Origin of the sequence: Methylobacterium sp. Leaf399, assembly GCF_001424525.1 — a bacterium.
Lineage (GTDB): Bacteria > Pseudomonadota > Alphaproteobacteria > Rhizobiales > Beijerinckiaceae > Methylobacterium.
In genome coordinates this window covers 1-16606 of sequence record NZ_LMQK01000007.1, presented here as the reverse complement: position 1 = coordinate 16606, position 16606 = coordinate 1, and the positions used below count along the sequence as shown (strand labels likewise).

The 16606-nt window shown below is 70.8% G+C and carries 14 protein-coding genes; 5 read left to right on the top strand and 9 right to left on the bottom strand.

Annotated features, from left to right (window positions below; all coding sequences use genetic code 11):
- Window positions 1-15 precede the first annotated feature (15 nt).
- The 3 genes from gatA to ASG40_RS20340 form a co-directional block, all read right to left on the bottom strand.
- Window positions 16-1497 carry an Asp-tRNA(Asn)/Glu-tRNA(Gln) amidotransferase subunit GatA gene (gene gatA / locus ASG40_RS06910; RefSeq protein WP_055883013.1) on the bottom strand — a complete coding sequence of 494 codons (1482 nt, stop codon included), beginning with the start codon at window positions 1495-1497 and terminating at the stop codon, window positions 16-18.
- A 94-nt stretch (window positions 1498-1591) separates the two neighbouring features.
- On the bottom strand, window positions 1592-1879 hold the full coding sequence (gene gatC, locus ASG40_RS06905) for an Asp-tRNA(Asn)/Glu-tRNA(Gln) amidotransferase subunit GatC (RefSeq protein WP_055882871.1): 288 nt from the start codon (window positions 1877-1879) through the stop codon (window positions 1592-1594).
- 149 nt (window positions 1880-2028) lie between these two features.
- Window positions 2029-2208 carry a hypothetical protein gene (locus tag ASG40_RS20340; protein WP_082494686.1) on the bottom strand — a complete coding sequence of 60 codons (180 nt, stop codon included), beginning with the start codon at window positions 2206-2208 and terminating at the stop codon, window positions 2029-2031.
- A gap of 147 nt (window positions 2209-2355) precedes the next feature.
- Here ASG40_RS20340 and ASG40_RS06900 point away from each other — a divergent pair, with 147 nt between their 5' ends.
- On the top strand, window positions 2356-2904 hold the full coding sequence (locus ASG40_RS06900; RefSeq protein WP_055882869.1) for an SMI1/KNR4 family protein: 549 nt from the start codon (window positions 2356-2358) through the stop codon (window positions 2902-2904).
- Complete coding sequence (ruvX, locus tag ASG40_RS06895) at window positions 2901-3416, top strand: Holliday junction resolvase RuvX (RefSeq protein ID WP_055882867.1); 516 nt, start codon at window positions 2901-2903, stop codon at window positions 3414-3416. The genes ASG40_RS06900 and ruvX overlap by 4 nt, the downstream gene beginning before the upstream one ends.
- Before the next feature lie 195 nt (window positions 3417-3611).
- Here ruvX and dprA read toward each other — a convergent pair whose 3' ends face one another.
- The 4 genes from dprA to ASG40_RS06875 are packed head-to-tail and all read right to left on the bottom strand — an operon-like array spanning window position 3612 to window position 7729.
- Window positions 3612-4802 carry a DNA-processing protein DprA gene (dprA, locus tag ASG40_RS06890; RefSeq protein ID WP_055882865.1) on the bottom strand — a complete coding sequence of 397 codons (1191 nt, stop codon included), beginning with the start codon at window positions 4800-4802 and terminating at the stop codon, window positions 3612-3614.
- Window positions 4803-4831: 29 nt separating this feature from the next.
- A complete protein-coding gene (plsY, locus tag ASG40_RS06885) occupies window positions 4832-5440 on the bottom strand; it encodes a glycerol-3-phosphate 1-O-acyltransferase PlsY (protein ID WP_055882863.1) in 609 nt (202 codons plus the stop codon).
- Complete coding sequence (locus ASG40_RS06880) at window positions 5437-6780, bottom strand: dihydroorotase (RefSeq protein WP_055882861.1); 1344 nt, start codon at window positions 6778-6780, stop codon at window positions 5437-5439. Before ASG40_RS06880 ends, plsY begins: the two co-directional genes overlap by 4 nt.
- A gap of 4 nt (window positions 6781-6784) precedes the next feature.
- Entirely contained in the window at window positions 6785-7729 is a 945-nt protein-coding gene (locus ASG40_RS06875) for an aspartate carbamoyltransferase catalytic subunit (RefSeq protein ID WP_055883010.1), read from the bottom strand.
- Between the two features lie 307 nt (window positions 7730-8036).
- On the opposite strand from ASG40_RS06875, the gene topA reads away from it, so the two are divergent.
- The gene (gene topA, locus ASG40_RS06870) at window positions 8037-10805 is read left to right on the top strand and encodes a type I DNA topoisomerase (RefSeq protein WP_055882859.1); all 2769 of its coding nucleotides are present in this window, start codon (window positions 8037-8039) and stop codon (window positions 10803-10805) included.
- A gap of 194 nt (window positions 10806-10999) precedes the next feature.
- On the opposite strand, the gene ASG40_RS06865 is transcribed toward topA, so the two are convergent.
- Window positions 11000-11200, bottom strand: a complete 201-nt coding sequence (locus tag ASG40_RS06865; RefSeq protein ID WP_055882857.1) for a hypothetical protein — start codon at window positions 11198-11200, stop codon at window positions 11000-11002.
- A gap of 215 nt (window positions 11201-11415) precedes the next feature.
- Here ASG40_RS06865 and ASG40_RS06860 point away from each other — a divergent pair, with 215 nt between their 5' ends.
- Both ASG40_RS06860 and parE read left to right on the top strand, forming a co-directional pair.
- Complete coding sequence (locus tag ASG40_RS06860) at window positions 11416-13404, top strand: PhoX family protein (RefSeq protein WP_082523946.1); 1989 nt, start codon at window positions 11416-11418, stop codon at window positions 13402-13404.
- Window positions 13405-13521: 117 nt separating this feature from the next.
- Window positions 13522-15675 carry a DNA topoisomerase IV subunit B gene (gene parE / locus ASG40_RS06855; RefSeq protein WP_055882853.1) on the top strand — a complete coding sequence of 718 codons (2154 nt, stop codon included), beginning with the start codon at window positions 13522-13524 and terminating at the stop codon, window positions 15673-15675.
- A 244-nt stretch (window positions 15676-15919) separates the two neighbouring features.
- Here the strand turns inward: parE and ASG40_RS21450 are convergent.
- The coding region (locus tag ASG40_RS21450) for an outer membrane protein (RefSeq protein WP_055882851.1) at window positions 15920-16606 on the bottom strand (687 nt) is incomplete at its 5' end.

The following is a 16606-nucleotide window of genomic DNA, read 5'->3' as shown; positions in this document are numbered from 1 at the left end:
TTCATCGCAGATCCTTCATGCCCACCACGCCGGCGGCAGCACCGTGCGCCCGGCCGCCTCCTCGATCACCTGCGCGGTGGCGAACAGGGTCTCCTCGTCGAAGGGCCGGCCGATCAGCTGGAGGCCGAGCGGCAGCCCCTGCGCGTCGAGCCCGGCCGGGACCGCGATGCCGGGCAGGCCGGCCATGTTCACGGTGACCGTGAACACGTCGTTGAGGTACATCTCGACGGGATCGGCCGACGCCTTCTCGCCGATGCCGAAGGCGGCCGACGGCGTGGCGGGGGTGAGGATGGCGTCGACGCCGGCCGCATAGGCCTCCTCGAAGTCGCGCTTGATCAGGGTGCGGATCTTCTGGGCACGCACGTAGTAGGCGTCGTAATAGCCCGCCGAGAGCACGTAGGTGCCGATCATGATGCGGCGCTTGACCTCGCGGCCGAAGCCCGCCGCGCGGGTCTTCTCGTACATCTCGGCGATGTCACGCCCCGGCACGCGCAGGCCGTAGCGCACGCCGTCGTAGCGGGCGAGGTTGGAGGAGGCCTCCGCCGGCGCCACGATGTAGTAGGCCGGCAGCGCCAGCTTGGTGTGCGGCAGCGAGATCTCCCTGATCGTCGCGCCGGCCGCGCGCAGCCAGTCCGCGCCCTGGTCCCACAGCGCCTGGATCTCGGCGGGCATACCCTCGACCCGGTACTCCTTCGGGATGCCGATGGTCAGGCCCTTGACCCCGCGCGAGACGGCGGCCTCGAAATCCGGCACGGCCAAGTCGGCGCAGGTGGTGTCGCGGGCATCCGGCCCGGCCATGGAGGCGAGCAGGATCGCGCAATCGCGCACCGTGCGGGCGATCGGCCCGGCCTGGTCGAGGGACGAGGCGAAGGCCACCGTGCCCCAGCGCGAGCAGCGCCCGTAGGTCGGCTTGATGCCCACCGTGCCGGTGAAGGCGGCGGGCTGGCGGATGGACCCGCCCGTGTCGGTGGCGGTGGCGCCCAGGCACAGGCGCGCGGCCACCGCCGCCGCCGACCCGCCCGAGGAGCCGCCGGGCACCAGCGGCGCGTCGGAGCCGGTCCGGCGCCAGGGCGAGATCACGCTGCCGTAGGCGCTGGTCTCGTTGGACGAGCCCATGGCGAACTCGTCGAGGTTGAGCTTGCCCAGCATCACCGCGCCGTCGCGCCACAGGTTGTGGCTCACCGCCGATTCGTAGTGCGGCTGGAAGGTCTCGAGGATCTTCGAGCCTGCCGTGGTGGTGACGCCGTGGGTGCAGAACAGGTCCTTGATCCCCAGGGGCAGGCCCTCCAGCGGGCGCGCCTCGCCGGCCGCGATCTTGGTGTCGGCCACCGCCGCCATCTCGAGGGCGCGCTCGGGGGTCTCGAGGAGGTAGGCGTTGAGGCTGCGCGCCGCCGCGATGGCGCCGATATGCGCCTGCGCCAGTTCGACGGCGGAAAAGTCCTTGGCCTTGAGGCCGTCGCGGGCCTGCGCCAGGGTCAGGTCGTTCAACGTCGTCATGGTCACTCGCGTCCCGGCGCTCGGCCCCAGAAGTCCGGTGGCATCGCGTCGCCGTGCCGGCGCCGAACGATCCCCGGAGAGAAAATCCCGCCCGCTACTCGACCACCTTCGGAACCAGGAAGTAATGGTCCTCGGTCTCGGGGGCGTTGAACACGACGTCGCGGGCGCGGCCGCCCTCGGTGACCACGTCCTCGCGCTTCTTCATCGCCATCGGGGTGACGGAGGTCATCGGTTCGATGCCCGACACGTCGACGGCACCGAGCTGCTCGACGAAGGCAAGGATGGCGTTGAGCTCGTCCTGGAGCGGCGCGACCTCCTCCTCGCTCACCGCGATGCGGGCGAGATGCGCGATACGCCTCACCGTGTTGGCGTCCACCGACATGCTGATTTCAAACCCGATCCGCGAAGGGAGCCCGAAGGCGCCGCGCGGCTATAGCACCGGGCTTCGCGGGCTCGCAACGGCGGGCCCCGACGACCCCGGGCACCGACGACCCCGGGCACCGACGACCCCGGGCACCGACGACCCCGGGGTCAGACGATCTCGTGGTCCGGATTGCCGGGAAGCTCCACGGCCACCCCCGGCCGGTAGGGCTTCATGCCGGCCTGGGTGAAGCCGGCCACCAGGATCTCGAAGGCGACGAGCAGCATCAGCTTGTGCCGGAGCCGCAGGGGACGCCGGGGACGGGGCGCGACAGCGTGTGAGGGGCGCATGGGCGGCTCCGGCTCCGGGGCGTGACGTCGAGGGGGGCTTGGCGTCGTTAGTTAACAAACCGTTAACGCAATCGCCACGGGCTGGGCTACGCACGCGCCGGAACCACCTGTGAACAGGGTTAACGCTTGGCCGGGAGTGCGTGCGTGATGTGGGATGCGGTGTTTGCCACCCTGCGGCCCGGGGTGGTCTGCGACGACGAGGCCCTCACCCGGGCTGAGGCCGCCCTCGGCTTCCCCCTGCCCGAGAGCTACCGCAGCTTCTGTCGGACCTGCGGCGCGGGGCTGGCCGGCGGCCACATCCGGATCGCGGTGCCGGACCAGGCGGAGGGCGCCGACCTCGTCAGCGTGGCGGAGGTGATCGCCCACGGGGTCGCCGCGGCCCGCGCCGAGCACGAGATCGGCGTCTTCGACGTGGCCGGCGACGATGCCAGCGTCGTCGACCGGGCCTGCTTCTTCGGCCGCGGCGAGGCCGGCGAGCTGCTGTTCTGGGACGTGGTGCCGGGGCGGGGCGAGTACGAGATCTGGGTGCTGGCCGCCGACCTCGAATCGGTCCGGTTCGGGGGCGCCGACCTCGCCGACCTGCTGGCCCGGTTGCAGGGGCCGGCGGTGCGCGGCATCCTCGGGCTCGACGCCGTCCCCCTGCCCGCCACCTTCGTGGGCGACGACGCGGCCCCGGACGGGACGCTGCTGTCGTGAGCGAGGCCGAGATCCTCGCCTTCCTCGCCGCCGCCGCACCGCGCTCGCGCCTCATCGGCATCGATCTGGGCACCAAGACCATCGGCCTCGCCCTGTGCGACGGCGGCCGCCGCATCGCCTCGCCTCTGGAGACGATCCGCCGGGTCAAGTTCACCCCCGACGTCGCCCGCCTGCGCAGCCTGTGCGAGACCCATGCGGTCGGCGGGCTGGTGATCGGCCTGCCGCTGAACATGGACGGCAGCGAGGGGCCCCGGGTGCAATCCACCCGCTCCTTCGTGCGCAACCTGAAGCCGCTGCTGCCCCTGCCGGTGCTGTTCTGGGACGAGCGCCTGTCCACGGCGGCGGTGACCCGCGCGATGATCGCCGCCGATGCCTCGCGGGCCAGGCGCGGCCAGGTCGTGGACCAGCTCGCCGCCGCCTACATCCTGCAGGGCTGCCTCGACACGATGCGGGGGCTGGTGGAGGAGGAGACCGGAGAGGCGCTCGACCCCGATGCCCCCTCCGGAGCCTGACGCAACGATGGTCTGTTTGGCCTCCGCGAGGGCGATACACAGGCCCCGTGACCGATCTTCTGGAGCATGCCGTCGAGCGGGTGTGCGCGCTCATCCCATTTCCGGTTGATCACGTCGTGATGCGGACATGGGCTTCGCTCAGGCGCCGCGCGGGCTCGGTGATACGGTTCCCGCTTGATCCAAGCGGAAACCGTATCACCCCACCAGAGACACCGCCCCACTGCCGTGGCGCTCGATGCGGCCGTCGAGTTCGAGTTCCAGCAGCATCGTCTGGACGACGCGGACGCCCAGGCCCGAGGCACGGGCGAGTTCGTCGGTGCCGATCGGGGTCGGGCTGAGATAGGCGATGAGCCGGGTGCGCTCGTCCTGCGGCGGGCCGTCGTCGCGCGCGTAGACGTCGGCGGCCCTCGCCTCTCCCGCCGGCACGCCGCCCGGCCCGTCGCCGAAATCGAGCTCGTCCCAGAACAGAGGCGCCTCGCCGAGGTCGGGACCCGCCTCGCCCGCGATCTCGCCAAAGCCGCCGCGGTCGATCAGGGGGGCGATGGCGCAGGTGACGTGCTCCACCTCCGCCACCAGGGTCGCCCCCTGCCGGATCAGGTCGTTGGTGCCCTCCGCCCGCGGGTCGAGGGGGGAGCCCGGCACCGCGAAGACCTCGCGGCCCTGTTCGTTGGCGAAGCGTGCGGTGATGAGCGAGCCCGAGCGCCGGGCCGCCTCCACCACCACCGTGCCGAAGGCGAGCCCCGAGATGATGCGGTTGCGCCGGGGGAAGTCGCGCCCCCGCGGCTCCCAGCCCATGGGCATCTCGGCCACCACCGCCCCGCCCTGCGCCAGGATGGCCTCCACCAGCGGCGCGTGGGCGGCCGGATAGATCCGGTCGTGGCCGCCCGCCAGCACCGCCACGGTCCCGTCCCTCAGCGCCGCCCTGTGAGCGCGGACGTCGATGCCCCGGGCCAGGCCCGAGACCACCACCAGTCCGGCCTCGCCGAGCCCCCGCGACAGGCGTTCGGTGAAGGCGAGACCCGCCGCCGAGGCGTTGCGCGAGCCGACGATGGCCACCGCGGGCCGGTCGAGGATGGCCGCCTGCCCGCGCACGGCGAGGAGGGGCGGCGCGGAATCGGCGGCCTGGAGCAGCTTGGGATACGCCTCCTCCCCCATGGCGACGAGGCTGACGCCGAGGCGGGCGGCGGCCTCGATCTCGGCCTCGGCCTGCGCGATCGTCGGCGGCACCACACGCTTCAGGCCGCGCATGGTCAGGCCCGGCAGGGCGTCGAGGGCCTGACCCGCGCCGCCGAAGCGGTTGATCAGGGTGCGGAAGCTGCGCGGGCCGACGCCCTCGGTGCGGATGAGGCGCAGCCAGTCGCGCCGCTGCCGGTCGGTGAGTTGCATGGCCGCCCCCGAACGGGCCGGCCCGACGCTCAGCCCTTCTGCCCGATCCGCCCCTCAGACCCGTCGAGCAACCGTCGGATGTTGGGGGCGTGCTTCCACCATAGCAGCGCGCACAGGAGAAGGAACAGCAGCGCAACCGAAGGCTGTCCCAGTGCCCACAGGACGATCGGGGTGGCGGCGGAGGCGGCCAGCGCCGCAAGCGAAGAGTATTTCAGCGTGAAGGCCAGCCCGAGCCAGACGCCTGCGAAGGCGAGGAGCGCCGGCGGGCTGAAGGCGATCAACACGCCGATGAAGGTCGCGACCCCCTTGCCGCCCCTGAAGCGCAGCCACACCGGGAAGAGGTGGCCGAGGAAGGCGCCGAGCCCGGCCGCCAGCGCCGCGCCTTCCCCGAACCGGGCGGCGACCAGAACGGCGATCGTCCCCTTCAGCGCGTCGCCCAGAAGGGTGGCGGCGGCCAGGCCCTTGCGGCCGGTGCGCAGGACGTTGGTGGCGCCGATGTTGCCCGAGCCGATGGCGCGCACGTCGCCGAGCCCAGCGAACCGCGTCAGGATCAGCCCGAACGGGATCGAGCCCAGGACATAGCCGCCGGCGAGGCTCGCCAGCAGCAGCGGCCAGCCGGCCTGCGCGAGGAGGGTCATGCGGCGGCCTCGGCATGGTCGGCGGCCCGGAACACGAGGCGTCCGGCGACGAAGGTCATCACGGCCGCACCCTGCAGGCGGGCCTCGTCGAAGGGCGAATTCTTGGAGCGCGACTTCAGGCGCCGCTTGTCGAGGACGTAGGGCACGTCCGGGTCGATCAGCACGAGGTCGGCCGGCGCCCCGACCGCGAGGCGCCCGGCCTCGCGCCCCAGAAGGCCCGCGGGCGCGGTGGCGAGGGCGGCGAGCAGGCGCGGCAGGGCGACGTCGCCGGTATGGACGAGGCGCAATGCCGCCCCGAGCAGGGTCTCGATGCCGAGCGCCCCGTCGGCGGCTTCCGCGAAGGGCAGGCGCTTGGTCTCCACGTCCTGCGGGTTGTGGTCGGAGACGATCACGTCGACCACGCCCGCGTTGAGGGCCGCCACCAGGGCGAGGCGGTCGTGCTCGTGGCGCAAGGGCGGCGAGAGCCGGCAGAAGGTGCGGTAGTGGCCGATGTCGCCCTCGTTGAGGACGAGGTTGTTGATCGAGGCGCCGCAGGTGACGGGCAGGCCGTCCTCCTTGGCGCGGCGCACGATCTCGACCGAATCGGCACAGGAGATCATGGCGGCGTGGTAGCGCGCCCCGGTGAGGCGCACGAGGCGGATGTCGCGCTCCAGCATCACCGTCTCGGCCTCGCGCGGGATGCCGATGAGCCCGAGCCGCGAGGCCATCTCGCCCTCGTTCATCACGCCCTCGCCGACGAGGTCGGGCTCCTCCACGTGCTGCATGATCAGCGCCCCGAAATCCCGGGCGTAGGTGAGGGCGCGGCGCATCACCTGGGCGTTGCGCACCGCCTTCAACCCATCGGTGAAGGCCACCGCACCCGCCTCCTGCAGCAGGCCGAACTCGGTCATCTCCTGGCCCGCGAGGCCCTTGGTGATGGCGGCCGCCGGCAGCACGGTGACGCAGGCGGTGTCGCGCGCCCGGCGCAGCACGAAGTCGACGATGGCCGGCCCGTCGATCACCGGGTTGGTGTCGGGCATGCACACCAGCGTGGTGACGCCGCCCGCGGCGGCGGCCGCGCTGGCGCTGGCCAGCGTCTCGCGGTGCTCGGCGCCGGGCTCGCCGACGAAGGCGCGCAGGTCGATGAGGCCGGGGGCGAGGACGTGGCCGGCGCAGTCGATCTTTTGGAACCCCTCCGGTGCATCGGGAGCGGCGCCCCAGGTGATGTCCGCGATGCGTCCGTCGCGCACGAGGAGGTGGCCCGGCCCCTCTCGGCCGGTGGCCGGATCGACGAGGGTCGCGTCGGTGAGGAACAGGTCGCGACGCTCGTCGACCGGTGGGGTCTTGCTGAAAAGGGCCATGGCGTTATCCGTTCGGCAGATGCATCGCCAGCGCTTCCAGCACGGCCATGCGCACGGCCACGCCCATCTCGACCTGTTCGCGGATGAGCGATTGCGCCCCGTCGGCGATGTCGGAGGAAATCTCGACGCCCCGGTTCATGGGTCCGGGATGCATCACCAGGGCGTCGGGGGCGGCGAGCGCCAACTTCTCGGCGTCGAGGCCGAAATAGCGGAAGTACTCCTTCACGCTCGGCACGAACGAGCCGTTCATGCGCTCGCGCTGCAGGCGCAGCATCATCACGATGTCGCAGCCGGCCAAGCCCTTTCGCATGTCGGTGAAGACCTCGACGCCGAAGCGGTCGATGCCGGTGGGCAGCAGCGTCGAGGGGGCGATGACGCGCACCCGGGCGCCGAGCGCCTGCAGCAGGATGATGTTGGAGCGTGCGACCCGGCTGTGCAGCACGTCGCCGCAGATCGCGATCCTCAGCCCCTCGATCCGGCCCTTGTTGCGGCGGATGGTGAGCGCGTCGAGGAGGGCCTGGGTCGGGTGCTCGTGGGCGCCGTCGCCGGCGTTGACGACCGCGCAATCGACCTTGCGGGCCAGGAGATGCACGGCGCCCGCCGCATGGTGGCGCACCACGATGATGTCGGGGTGCATGGCGTTCAGGGTCGCGGCGGTGTCGATCAGTGTCTCGCCCTTCTTCACCGAGGACGAGGCCACCGACATGTTCATGACGTCGGCGCCCAGGCGCTTGCCGGCGAGTTCGAACGACGACTGCGTGCGCGTCGAGGGCTCGAAGAACAGGTTGATCTGGGTGCGCCCGCGCAAGGTGGTGCGCTTCTTCTCGACCTGGCGCGACAAGGCGACGGCGTCGTCGGCCCGCGCCAGCAGCGCCTCGATGTCGGGCCGGCTCAGGCCCTCGATGCCGAGGAGGTGGCGGTGGGGAAAGGCGGGTGCGGGGGCGGTCATGGCCCGCCGATGGCTACAGGCGGGGCCGGGCGCCCGCAAGCCGGTCACGTCCGGGATCGGTCCCGTGTCCGCTGCCGCGGAACCGTGGCGGGACGGGCCGTGGAACCGCCACGTCGCACCCCGGCCGGGGCGGCGCGCATTTGACATCGCGAAAGCCTTCACCCACTTCATCGCGGCGCAAGGTCCCGGGCGTCGAGGGTGCCGCGCCCTTCCGCATCATGTCTGACGACCTTCGATTCGCCGAAGTCTCGACTCGGCGGAGAAGAAGGCTCGGACCGGGACGACATGACGAGAGGCTGAATCCGACATGAAAGTCGTCGTCGTCGAGTCGCCGGCCAAAGCCAAGACGATCAACAAGTATCTCGGTCGCGACTACGAGGTGCTGGCCTCGTTCGGCCATATCCGCGACCTGCCGGCCAAGGACGGCTCGGTGGATCCGGAAGCCGACTTCCACATGCTGTGGGAGCTCGACGACCGCGGCTCCAAGCGCGTCTCCGAGATCGTGAAGGCCCTCAAGGGCGCCGACGGGCTGATCCTCGCCACCGATCCGGATCGCGAGGGTGAGGCGATCTCGTGGCACGTGGTCGAGGCGCTCAACCTGCGCAAGGCGCTCAAGGGCATGCCCGTCGAGCGGGTGACCTTCAACGCCATCACCAAGGCGGCGGTGGACACCGCCATGCGCAACCCGCGCCAGATCGACCAGGCGCTGGTGGACGCCTATCTCGCCCGCCGGGCGCTCGACTACCTCGTCGGCTTCAACCTCTCGCCGGTGCTGTGGCGTAAGCTGCCCGGCGCGAAATCCGCCGGCCGCGTCCAGTCGGTGGCCCTGCGCCTCGTCTGCGAGCGCGAGCGCGAGATCGAGAGCTTCAAGCCCCGCGAATACTGGTCCCTCGTCGCCACCCTGGTGACGCAGGAGGGCGCCGTGTTCGAGGCCCGCCTCGTGGGCGCCGACGGCAAGCGCATCCAGCGCCTCGACGTCGGCACCGGCGAGGAGGCGGCGGCGTTCAAGCGCGACCTCGAACTGGCGACGTTCCAGGTCGGCAGCGTCGAGGCCAAGCCGGCCAAGCGCCACCCCTCCCCGCCCTTCACCACGTCGACGTTGCAACAGGAGGCCTCTCGAAAGCTCGGGATGGCGCCGGCCCAGACCATGCGGGCGGCGCAGAAGCTCTACGAGGGCGTCGAGATCGGCGGCGAGACGGTCGGCCTCATCACCTACATGCGGACCGACGGCGTCGACATGGCGCCCGAGGCCATCGCCGACGCGCGCCGCGTCATCGGCCGGGAATACGGCGAGCGCTACCTGCCGAACGTTCCGCGCAAGTACAGCGCCAAGGCCAAGAACGCGCAGGAAGCCCACGAGGCCGTGCGCCCCACCGACATGGGCCGCCTGCCCAAGACCGTGGCGCGGTACGTCGATGCCGAACAGGCAAGACTCTACGACCTGATCTGGACCCGCACCGTGGCGAGCCAGATGGAATCGGCCGAATTGGAGCGTACCACCGTCGACATCGTGGGGTCGGTGGGCCTGCGAAAGATCGACCTGCGCGCTACCGGCCAGGTGGTGAAGTTCGACGGTTTCCTCACCCTCTACCAGGAGGGCAAGGACGATGAGGAGGACGAGGACGGCAAGCGCCTGCCGCCGATGAGGGCCGGCGACCCGCTCAAGCGCGAGCGCATCGTCTCGACCCAGCACTTCACCGAGCCGCCGCCGCGCTTCTCCGAGGCCAGCCTCGTCAAGCGGATGGAGGAGCTCGGCATCGGCCGTCCCTCCACCTACGCCGCCATCCTGCAGACCCTGCGCGATCGCGAGTACGTGCGCATCGACAAGAAGCGGCTGGTGGCCGAGGACAAGGGCCGCCTCGTCACGGGTTTCCTCGAGAGCTTCTTCAAGCGCTACGTCGAGTACGACTTCACCGCCGACCTCGAGGGCCAGCTCGACCGGGTCTCGAACGCCGAGATCGACTGGCGCGAGGTCCTGCGCGACTTCTGGCGCGACTTCTCCGCCGCCATCGGCGGCACCAAGGAACTGCGCGTCACCGAGGTGCTCGACGCCCTCAACGACCTGCTCGGCGCCCACATCTTCCCGCAGAAGGCGGACGGCTCGAACCCGCGCACCTGCCCGACCTGCGGCTCGGGGCAGCTCTCGCTCAAGCTCGGGAAGTTCGGCGCCTTCGTCGGCTGCTCGAACTACCCCGAGTGCAAATACACCCGCCAGCTCGCGGCGGCCTCCGTCGACGGCGAGGGCGAGGGGTCTTCCGAGAACGGGGCTCAGCCGGGCACGCGGGTGCTCGGCAACGATCCCGTCACCGGGCTGCCCGTCACTTTGCGCGACGGGCGTTTCGGCCCGTTCGTGCAGCTCGGCGAGGCCTCCACCGAGAAGGATGCGGCCAAGCCCAAGCGGTCGTCGCTGCCCAAGGGCCTGAGCCCGTCTGCGGTGGATCTGGCCAAGGCCCTGGCGCTCCTGTCTCTTCCACGGGAGGTGGCACGCCACCCGGTGAGCGGCGAGCCGATCCTGGCCAACCTCGGCCGGTTCGGCCCCTACGTGCAGCACGGGAAGATGTACGCCAACCTCGGGCGCGACGACGACGTGCTGGAGATCGGCGCCAACCGCGCCATCGACATCATCGTCGCCAAGGAGCAGGGCGGCGGCCGGCGCGGACCCGCCTCCGACCCCGGCCGGGCGCTCGGCGACCACCCCGAGACCGGTAAGGCGATCGTGGTGAAGTCGGGCAAGTACGGCCCCTACGTCACCGACGGCACCACCAACGCCACTCTGCCGAAGTCGCTCTCGTCCGACGAGATCGCCCTGCCCCAGGCGCTGGAACTGATCGCCGCCCGCGAGGCGGCGGGCGGCGGCAAGAAGAAGGCCCCGGCCCGCAAGACGGCGACCAAAAGTGCGGCCGGCAAGGCCCCCGCCAAGACCCCGGCCAAGAAGGCGCCTGCGAAGAAGCCGGCGGCCAAGGCTGCTACGGCCAAGGCTGCCAAGCCCGAGGCCGAGGCCGCCGAAGCGGCGCCCAAGGCCACCACCGCCCGCAAGCCTGCGGCGAAGAAGCCGGCGGTGCGTAAGAAGGCGTGAACGGACGGGGCGCTCGGCTTCACCGGGGTGCCGCGAGACGACCTACCGTCCCGATCGGTCTAGGAGCCTTCGCCAATGTCTGCGGAGGCTGACCCCTTTTGTCCCCGGAGATATCCGGCTCGCGATGGGACGCACCCTCGTCCGGGTTGGTGGTTGCCGGCCGGTCGAGCCGCTGCCTTCGACAGGAGTCTGGATCAGCCGAGGATGAGGAAGACGCCGTAGCTCGCGATGAAGCCGGAAACCGAGAGGGCCGACAGGGTCAGCAGGCGCCTCGGCGTTCCGACGGCGCCGTCGTCCTGGCCGTATTCCGGCGGGGCGAAGGCATGCCCGGCCGCGGCCGCCGTGCGCATGAGGTCGTCGTGACGGGCCGTGCTGAGTGCTGCCGACGGTGCCATGCCATCCCCCGCTCACGGTCCCGGACCACTGGGGGGATGACGCGAACGGTCGCGCTTTGTTCCCGGTGCTTCAGGTCATCGTGACGGTCTGCCTCGACACGGTCTTTCTCCAGGCCGTCATGCCGCCTATGGCCGCCGCGGCGTCATCGCACTGCCACGCAGGCAGGATACGCGGCAGGATCGCACCGGCCACCGCAGACCCCATGGAGCCGACCATGATCGACCCGTCCCGCACCCGTTCGCAGGCGGCCGAAGACGCCGAGGACATCGGCACCAACCTCAGCCCCAACCCGACCTTCGGCGACGTGGTGGCCGCCCGCTTCGATCGGCGCGACCTGCTGCGGGGGCTGCTCGGCGTCGGCGCCATCGCGGCCGTGGTGACGCCGCGCGCGCTCGCGGCCGGCAGCGCGCGGGCGGCGGACGGTGCGGCGGCCTCGCCGTTTCCGTTCAAGGAGATCGCCGCCGGCTCTGACGACCGCCATCACGTCGCCGAGGGGCACGATGCCGACGTGCTGATCCGCTGGGGCGATCCGGTCCTGCCCGGCGCGCCGGCCTTCGACCCGCGCAACCAATCGGCCGAGGCGCAGGGCCGACAGTTCGGCTACAACAACGACTTCGTCGGGTATTTCCCGATGCCGGGGGCGGCGGACCCGGCGGCGCACGGCCTGCTGGTCGTCAACCACGAGTACACCAACGAGGAGCTGATGTTCCCTGGCCTCGGCCGGCAGGACATCAAGAGCGTCGCCCTGGCCGGGATGACGGCCGACCTCGTCGGGATCGAGATGGCCGCCCACGGCGGCTCGGTCATCGAGGTCCGGAAGGTCGACGGGACATGGCGGGTCGTGCCGGATTCGGCCTACGCCCGCCGCATCACCGCCACGACGCCGATGACGATCGCCGGCCCGGCCGCGGGCGCGGACCGGATGAAGACAAGCGCCGACCCGGACGGCCGCACCGTGCTCGGCATGATCAACAATTGTGCCGGCGGCACAACGCCTTGGGGGACGTGGCTCACCTGCGAGGAGAACATCAACTACTACTTTTCCGGGACCCTCGCCGAGGGCTCGCCGGAGGCCGGGAACCACAAGCGCCTCGGCATCCCCGGCAACGCCTACGCCTGGGGCCGCTTCGACCCCCGCTTCGACGTGGGCGCCGAGCCCAACGAGGCCAACCGCTTCGGCTGGGTGGTGGAGATCGACCCCTTCGACCCCGCCAGCGTGCCCAAGAAGCGCACCGCCATGGGCCGGTTCAAGCACGAGGGGGCGGCCGGCATCGTCTCGAGCGGCGGCCGCTACGTGGTCTACCAGGGCGACGACCAGCGCTTCGACTACGTCTACAAGTTCGTCACCGCCGACGCGGTCGCCGCCGATGCATCGGCCAACCGCGACATCCTCGACCGCGGCACGCTGCATGTCGCTCGCTTCGACGCCGACGGACGCGGCACCTGGCTGCCTTTGGTGTTCGGCCAGGGCCCGCTGACCCCGCAGAACGGATTCGCCAGCCAGGCCGACGTGCTAATCCAGACCCGCCTCGCGGCGGATGCGCTCGGCGCCACCAAGATGGACCGGCCCGAGGACGTCGAGGCCAACGCCAGGACGGGCAAGGTCTACGTCATGCTCACCAACAATGCCTCGCGAAAGCCCGACGACGTGAACGCCGCCAACCCGCGCGGCGACAACCGCTTCGGCCACATCGTCGAACTCACCCCCGACGACGGCGACCATGCCGCCCCCGGGTTCGCCTGGGAGATCCTGGTGCGCTGCGGCGATCCTGCGATCGCGGCGGTGGGGGCGACCTTCTCCTCGGCCACCACCAAGGACGGCTGGTTCGGCATGCCCGACAATTGCGCGGTGGATTCACAAGGGCGGCTCTGGGTCGCCACCGACGGCAATTCCGCCTCCCGCACCGGGCGCAATGACGGCATCTGGGGACTCGAGACCGAAGGGGCGGGACGCGGCACCGCCAAGCACTTCTTCCGCGTGCCCAACGGCGCCGAGATGTGCGGCCCCTATTTCACCCCCGACGACACCACCTTCTTCGTGGCCGTGCAGCACCCCGGCGAGGCCGACGAGGACGATCCGAAGGCCAAGCCCGCCACCTTCGAGGCGCCCTCGACCCGCTGGCCCGACTTCGACGAGGGCATGCCGCCGCGCCCGGCGGTGGTGGCGATCACCCGGCGCGGGGGCGGCCGGGTCGGAAGCTGAAGCGCCGTCGGGAGGACGTTAACGGAAACGGCGCAAGCTGATCTAAACCGTGAAGCGGCCCGCCCTGCCCCGGGTGCGCCGCTTCACGTTTCCGTTTCGTTCCAGTATGGTCGCGCGATGACTCAACGTGAGACGCCCCGTCAGGCTCCCCAGGCCGAAGCCGTCGGCCGGCCGGTGGATCTCTTCGCTCCGGCACCCCCGCGCGCCCGGTCGCCGGCGGCCGCCCGCACGCCGTTGCCCAAAGCTCCGCAGGACGGCAAGGTTTCGCAGGACGGCAAGGCTCCGCAGGACGGCAAGGCTCTGTTGGACATAAAGGCTCCGCAGGACGCGGCGGAAGCGGGCTACGACGCCTCCTCCATCGAGGTGCTGGAGGGGCTGGAACCCGTCCGGCGCCGGCCGGGCATGTACATCGGCGGCACCGACGAGCGCGCCCTGCACCACCTCTTCGCCGAGGTGGTCGACAACGCGATGGACGAGGCGGTGGCGGGCCACGCCAGCTTCATCGAGGTCGAACTGGAGGAGAGCGGCCACCTCGTGGTCACCGACAACGGCCGCGGCATCCCCGTCGACCCGCACCCGAAGTTTCCGGGCAAGTCGGCGCTGGAGGTCATCATGACCACGCTGCATGCCGGCGGAAAGTTCGATTCCAAGGTCTACGAGACATCCGGCGGGCTGCACGGCGTCGGCATCTCGGTGGTCAATGCCCTGTCCGACCTCCTCGAGGTCGAGGTCGCCCGCGGCCAGACCCTCTACCGCCAGACCTTTTCGCGCGGGCACGCGCAGGGCGGCCTGGAGACGGTGGGCCGGGTGCAGAACCGGCGCGGCACGCGGGTGCGCTTCCACCCCGACGCACAGATCTTCGGCGCCCTCAGGTTCGACCCGCGCCGGCTGTTCAGGATGGCCCGCTCCAAGGCCTACCTGTTCGGCGGCGTCGAGATCCGCTGGCGCTGCGCGCCCGCCCTGCTGGAGGGGATCGACGACGTCCCGGCCGAGACCGTGCACCGTTTCCCCGGGGGCTTGCGCGACTATCTCGCCCGCGATCTCGAGGGCAAGGAACTCGTCACCGACGGGATCTTCTCGGGGAAGGTCGCCAAACCGGGAGGTCACGGCTCCCTCGAATGGGCGGTGGCCTGGATGGTCGTGGACGACGGCGTCTCGGCCTCCTACTGCAACACCATCCCCACCGCAGAGGGCGGCACCCACGAGAGCGGCCTGCGCGTCGCCCTGCTGCGGGCGCTGCGCGAGCACGCCGAGCGGGTCGGCCAGGCCAAGCGCATGGCCCATGTCACCACCGACGACGTGATGGCCACCTGCGCCTCGATGCTCTCCGTCTTCATCCGCGAGCCGGAGTTCCAGGGCCAGACCAAGGACAAGCTCGCCACGGTGGAGGCCTCGCGCATCGTCGAGACGGCGATCCGCGATGCCTTCGACCATTGGCTCGCCGCCTCCCCGGCCCAGGCCAACAAGCTGCTCGACTGGGTGATCGACCGGGCCGAGGAGCGCCTGCGCCGCCGCCAGGAGAAGGAGGTCGCGCGGAAATCCGCCACCCGCAAGCTGCGCCTGCCGGGCAAGCTCGCCGATTGCTCCAAGGCCGGCATGGCCGGCTCGGAGATCTTCATCGTCGAGGGCGATTCCGCCGGCGGTTCCGCCAAGCAGGCCCGGGATCGGGCGAGCCAGGCGATCCTGCCGCTGCGGGGCAAGATCCTCAACGTGGCGAGCGCCAGCCGGGACAAGATGGGCGCCAACCAGCTCATCTCCGACCTGACCCAGGCGCTCGGCTGCGGCACCGGCTCTGCCTATCGGGGCGAGGACCTGCGCTACGAGAAGGTCATCATCATGACCGACGCCGACGTCGACGGCGCCCACATCGCCTCGCTGCTGATCACCTTCTTCTACCGGCAGATGCCCAAGCTCATCGACAAGGGGCACCTCTACCTCGCGATCCCGCCGCTCTACCGGCTGACCCACGGCGCCAAGACGGCCTATGCCCGCGACGACGCCCACAAGGCGCAGGTGATCAAGACCGTGTTCAAGGGCGCCAAGGTCGAGATCGGCCGCTTCAAGGGCCTGGGCGAGATGATGCCGGCACAGCTGAAGGAGACCACCATGGACCCGGGGAAGCGCACGCTCCTGCGCGTCGCGGTCCTGGAAGACGCCCGCGCCTCCACCGGCGACGCCGTCGAGCGCCTGATGGGCAACAAACCCGAAGCGCGCTTCGCCTTCATCTCCGAACGCGCCGCCTTCGCGGACGGGGCGGAACTCGATATCTGAGGCGCGCCGGAACACCTCTCCCCAGTCGTGGGGAGGGTGTCCCGATGCGTTGTCGTCCGACAACGAAAAAGCCCGGCCGCGAGGCCGGGCTTTTTGACGTTCTGTCGTCGAGCCTCCCCCGCCGGGCGTGCCGGCGAGGGAGCGTTCGGATCCTAGTAGGAGCCGAACTTGTAGTTCAGGCCGGCGCGGACGGCGACGAACTCGGTGCCGTTGCTGCGGTTGGAGAAGCCGGGCTGGCGGTAGGCTAGTAGGAGCCGAACTTGTAGTTCAGGCCGGCGCGGACGGCGACGAACTCGGTGCCGTTGCTGCGGTTGGAGAAGCCGGGCTGGCGGTAGGTGACGCCGTTGGTGTCGAAGGCGTAGACGCCRGCGTTGCGGTTGTTGTTCTCGAGGTTCACGTACAGGCCTTCGACCTTGAGCGTGACRGCCGAGGACTTGAAGAAGTTCAGGAAGGAGTCGGTGGGRAGGGCGTACTCGATACCACCGCCGGCGGCGTAGCCGGTGCGGAAGTCGTCGTTGCCGCGGAAGCCGCCGAACGAACGCTCGTTGCTGCCGGCGCCGTAGGCGAAGCCGCCGGTGCCGTAGAACAGGACCTTGTCGAAGGCGTAACCGATGCGGCCGCGCACGGTGCCGAAGTAGTCGAGGTAGGCGAAGCCGCCGGTGCCGTAGAACAGGACCTTGTCGAAGGCGTAACCGATGCGGCCGCGCACGGTGCCGAAGTAGTCGAGGCTGGCGGTGCCGCGGGGATCGACGAAGGTGACGCCGGGGGTGGCGGTGAAGCCGGGGGTCAGGATGGAGTTGGTGCGGTTACGACCGAAGTCGACGTACTGGGCGTCGGCCTCGACGCCGACCACCAGGCCCGAGCCCGGGGTGAACTGGTAGTTGTAGCCGACCTGGCCGCCGCCGGTGAAGCCCTCGTTGGAGCTGTTGGA